This is a genomic window from Mycobacterium sp. 1245852.3, from assembly GCF_001669335.1.
Classification (GTDB): domain Bacteria; phylum Actinomycetota; class Actinomycetes; order Mycobacteriales; family Mycobacteriaceae; genus Mycobacterium; species Mycobacterium europaeum_A.
Genome location: NZ_LZLL01000255.1, coordinates 1 through 4,575 on the forward strand (window position 1 = coordinate 1; position 4,575 = coordinate 4,575).

The following is a 4,575-nucleotide window of genomic DNA, read 5'->3' on the forward strand; positions in this document are numbered from 1 at the left end:
GCCACCACGTGCTTTCCGAAAGCCCCGTCACCAGTTCTGCCGCCAGTCCTGCCAGTTCAGCCGTGGTCGCCCCCACCGCTGCCGGCGGCACCGCTGGAGGAGTCCGATTCTGGTTGGATGCGACCGGGCTCGCGGTTGTTGCTCGAGCCGCCGCGGCCGCCGGGCGCCAGGTTGCCCTTCAGCGCAGCCAGATCCGCGGACTTCGAAAGCCAGCCTCGACCGGACCCGCCGCCGTTGGCTGCGCCGCCGAGTTTGGCGGCCATGGTGTCGCGGCTGCGGTCGAACATGCGCCGCAGCGGCCCGAAGAACGCGAACCCGAACGCCAGCACCAGCGTGGTCAGAAAGATCGACTGGATGGCGTTGTTCGATTCCTTGAAGACCTGGTCGAGGATCACGTTGTAGCCGCCGAAGGCCGCGGTGTAGATGACCATCGCCGCGAACGCCATCGCGCAGTCCAGCAGGGTTTTCCACGCGAACATCTGCGGCCCGCCCGGTATCACGCCGATGGCGAATGCCGGCGGGGCCAGCGCGGCATACAGCATGGCTTGGACCGCCGCGCGCACCACGTGCCACACGAAGTAGCAGGCGAAGGCGACAAGAATGGCGGCGAGAAAACCGCAGATAGACAGCGGCACCAGGAAGGCGGCGGGGTTACCCATAGACCGGTCGTGCATTTGGTCGCCTTTTTTGGAGTCACACCCTTGAATGTCGTCTTTGAGTTTGTCGCCGTGCTGGTCTTTGATTCCTTTCGACCAGGCTTCTTTGCACTTACGGGAAATTGAGTCGCTGGCTTGCCCGAAATTGATCATCTGGGTGGGTGAACGCAGAAACCTATCGGCCAAACGTGACACCATGTCGTCGACGTTGGCCTTGCCGCCTTGGTCGCTCATGTGTCCGTCAGACACCGACGAAGCGATCTGCAAACCGGTGTCACGCCCTTTGGCCAACAGCCCATCCGGGCCGACGAGTTCGGCCAGCGGGTTAGCGAAAATCGTTGCGGCAATACCGATCATCACCATCGCCATAGCGATGTTGGACACTGCTTTGGCGGTCCGCCCGGCCAGCACCGTACAGACGGCGATGATCGCCAGGACCGCCAGGGCGGTGGCGGCCAACCCAAACCGGTCCATCGCCGTATCCACGCCGTGACCGATCGTCTGAAACGGCCCGGTGAACAATTTCAGCCACGAAAAGTCAAGCACGAATTTGATCAGCCACAAGGCGGTCGTTGTGACGCACAGATACACCTCGTAGACAACAGAATCGACGTAGGAAAAGATCTTGGCTGTGGGATCGTCCCAGCCGCCCTGATTGAGGGTGAGTGTGTATTTGGCGACCGGCACATTGTCGGAGTCCTTGATTCCCATCCAGGAAATCAGCACGTCCCCACTGCCGTTGTCGGCGCCGGTACCGGGATCCGCGACGGCGCGGGCGGCCCCGATGACGAGCAGCGTGAATCCGATCAGCACCGCCGTGGTCGCGACGCGGTGGCGCCCATACCACCGCAGCACGACCGCGGGAGTCCAGGCTCGAATCCAGTGAGCCCAGCGCGCCAGCCGATCGGCGTCGACGAGCACCAGGCCGCCGTTGTTGGGCCGATGGTCCCTCACATGAACCTCCCTGGTTAGGCGACTTGGCTGTGGTCGGGGGGAGTGGTGCTCATCGCTTCGCGCCGCAGCGGCGAGGAGGGTCCGAGCACCTTGATGCGACCGATCGCGCCGCGGGCGTCGCGCATGTAGCCCTCGCCCTCGCGGCCGCGCACCACCTTGCCGTCGGCGCCTTTCGGTGAGGTGTTGGTCGTCAAGTCACGCACGATGTGCGGGTTCTTGTCCGGGTCGATTCCCAGCCATTTCAGTGACCGCCTGGCCAGAGTTTCGTCACGGTGGCGCATGACGATCCGCATCGGTATCAGGTCCAATGCGGTGCCCGCGGGATAGTCGTTGACCGGGTCGTGGCTGCCCAGAATCAACGAGATGTTGTCCTTGCGGCCGTCGCGCGCCAGCCGCGCGGTACGGGCCAAACCGGTGGAGGTGGAGGTCACGTGGTAGGCCTCATCCAGGGCCACCGCCGCCGGCCGCGCTTTGTTGAGCTGGAATGCTTGGCGACCCAACTCCATCGACAGCCCATAGATAGCGCGGCCGAACACCTTGCTCGGGCTCAGCGCCTCACGGCCCGCCACTTCCTCACCGGTGGGCACCTCGACCCTGTTGGTGCGGATCACAATGCCTTCGGTGTTGAGATCCAACGAGGGCAGATTCGGATCGAACAGCGCTGCGGCGTACCGCCGGCCCGACCAGTAGGCCAGGTGGCGGTGCAGCTCATCCCATCCCGAGGGCAGCGGCTTGCCGTCCGCCAACTTGCCCATGTCAGCCCCGCGCTGCAGCACGGCGAGCAGGTCCGGGATCGAGCGCACACCCCATTCCGGGCGCAGCACCTCACCCAGTGTCATTCCCATCGGGGAGTTCGCTTCGCACTCGAACAGCGGCGTGAGTAGTTCGACGGCGGAGTCGACCCCAATCTCGGCCTGGAAGGTGCGCAGCGGATCCATCGACCATTGCGGCCGCATCAGGTCGATGATCGCGTGGCTACCAAGGGTGGCCGCCGGGCGCGCGTACTCCCCGGAGTCGGTGCGGTCGATCGCCAAAAATTGGCCACCGATGTCGACCAAATGGAACAGCATGTACATGATCAGCCAGGTCTTGCCCGCACCCAGCTCACCCGCGATCGCGATCGCCGAGGACGCGTCTTTGAGCGGCTCGCGCCACCACTCCAAGTGCACCGGCTGATTGCGCCGGCCCGACAAATTCAGCGCGATGATCGGCCCCTGCGCATCACCGACGGCATTGGTCGCGAACGGCACGCTGGCGGCCTGGTACTCACTGATGGTGACGTGGGAAAAGTCGGCAACGACACGCAGGTTGGCGCCGCCGGGGTTCATCGCCGACCACAGCTCGCGTTGTCCGCCCAGCGGGGCGACCACCTTGATTCGGTTGCGTTCGAAGGCCTGCACCAGTTTGAGCGCCCCGTCTTCACACTGGGCGCGCGAGCTGCCGGCGATGGCGAAGATCGGGCACATCGACACCTCGATCTCGTCGTCGTTGGTTTCCAACAGCGCGTTGTATTCGCCAAGATCGAGCGCCTGCTGCGACAGCATGTCTTGGGCGAAGGACACCTCGGAGTCGCGCTCACCGACTTGCTCGTTGAGCCTGCGCAGGTTCTTGGTGTTCCGCGAGATCGCCTGCTCGCGGCTGGTCTTGCTGATCCGCGCTGCCCAGTCGACGTCGAATCCATCGACGCGGTCGGCGATGGTGAAAAACTCCGAGCCCGGAAACTGCAGCCCCTCCAGGGGAAGCGATTCGATCGCCAGCAGCGTCTGCCACGACGGGGCCGCGCCGATCCGCCCGGGCTGAGTGATCTTCACCAGCGGCGCAAAGCTGTCCGGCCGCCACCGCTTGCGGTCGTTACGCCGTTCACCTTCGTCGAATTCCGCCGCGGCGAACGCTCCGGCGGGGGAGGACACATTCGACGAAATCGAGGGCGGAAACACCTCGCGGCGCGTCCCACGTGCCAACGCATGGTTCCACAGCCACACCATCTGCGCTGCTGTCAGTGGCTCGAACGCAAACACCGAGGGAAGGCGCGCCACGATCGCGGCCGCTAACGCTGCCGCCTTTGCCATCTCGACGCGGTCGCGTTCAGCCGAGCGGCGCGCCATGCCACCCCAGCCGGTGAGATCGGATACGACGTCGGCATCGGTCACCGGAAACGACAGCACGAAAATCCGCTCGGCGGCGTGCACCGTGGACGAAAAGTACTCGTGCTTGCCCTCACATTCTTCGCGCCACATCGGACGCGCGCTGAGGTCTGTTCCGGCGATCGCGCGCGCCAGGATTTCGTCGGGGTTCATCGCCGCGATGACGCCTGCGATGACCGCGTTGTTCGGGAGTGCTCGGATCAGGTTTTTGTGGTGGATCAAGGTGTCGTATTTGCGTTCGTCGCTGGTGTATCCATACGCCAGTCCGGTGAGCCGGTAGTCGGCCCAAATTGCGCCGTCGCGCATGCGGCGCAGGTTGCCCATCACCGACATGGTGGGTTGCAGGTTCTGGTCGAGCTGGTGAGCCATCGGAAGCGTCCTTACGAGGGGTGTTTGAGCGGTGATCAGGTGAACAGTTCTGCTGCCGTGCTGTGCGGCTGGTCGAACAGGTCGTCCCACCCGGAATCGGTGACCGTTCGGGCGGGCGCAAGCGGACGCGTCTCGGCGCGATGCGAGAGGGTCGCCGCGTCGATTTCGTCGAGAATGGTGATGGTCGGGCGCACCGTAGACACCGCGTCGACTCGCCGCTGTTCGCCGCTGCTGCTGCTGGCGGGACTGGTGTACAGGCGGTAGATACGGTGCACCCGAGTGCTGAATTTGACCGGGGAGTACGGCATGCGCCGCATCACCCCAACCGCGGCGACCGTGGAGACCACTCCCACCGCACCGGTCAACAGCGGCTCATCGAACCGGGGCAGCGCGAACAGCGTGATCAGCAACCCACCGACAAGCGCAATCAGCTCGGGGATCGGGAAGGGCGC

At 64.7% G+C, this 4,575-nt stretch carries 3 protein-coding genes; all 3 read right to left on the reverse strand.

The genetic code is table 11. The annotated features are described in order from the left end of the window. Positions 1-56: 56 nt before the first annotated feature. Positions 57-1,610, reverse strand: coding sequence for a hypothetical protein (locus A9W96_RS11170; RefSeq protein ID WP_231999657.1), 1,554 nt, complete (start codon positions 1,608-1,610; stop codon positions 57-59). Positions 1,611-1,624: 14 nt separating this feature from the next. Then, positions 1,625-4,123 (reverse strand): ATP-binding protein, encoded by a 2,499-nt coding sequence (locus tag A9W96_RS11175; RefSeq protein WP_067139760.1) that lies wholly within the window; start codon positions 4,121-4,123, stop codon positions 1,625-1,627. A 35-nt stretch (positions 4,124-4,158) separates the two neighbouring features. Next, on the reverse strand, positions 4,159-4,575 hold a 417-nt coding region (locus A9W96_RS32150), incomplete at its 5' end, for a hypothetical protein (RefSeq protein ID WP_067139763.1).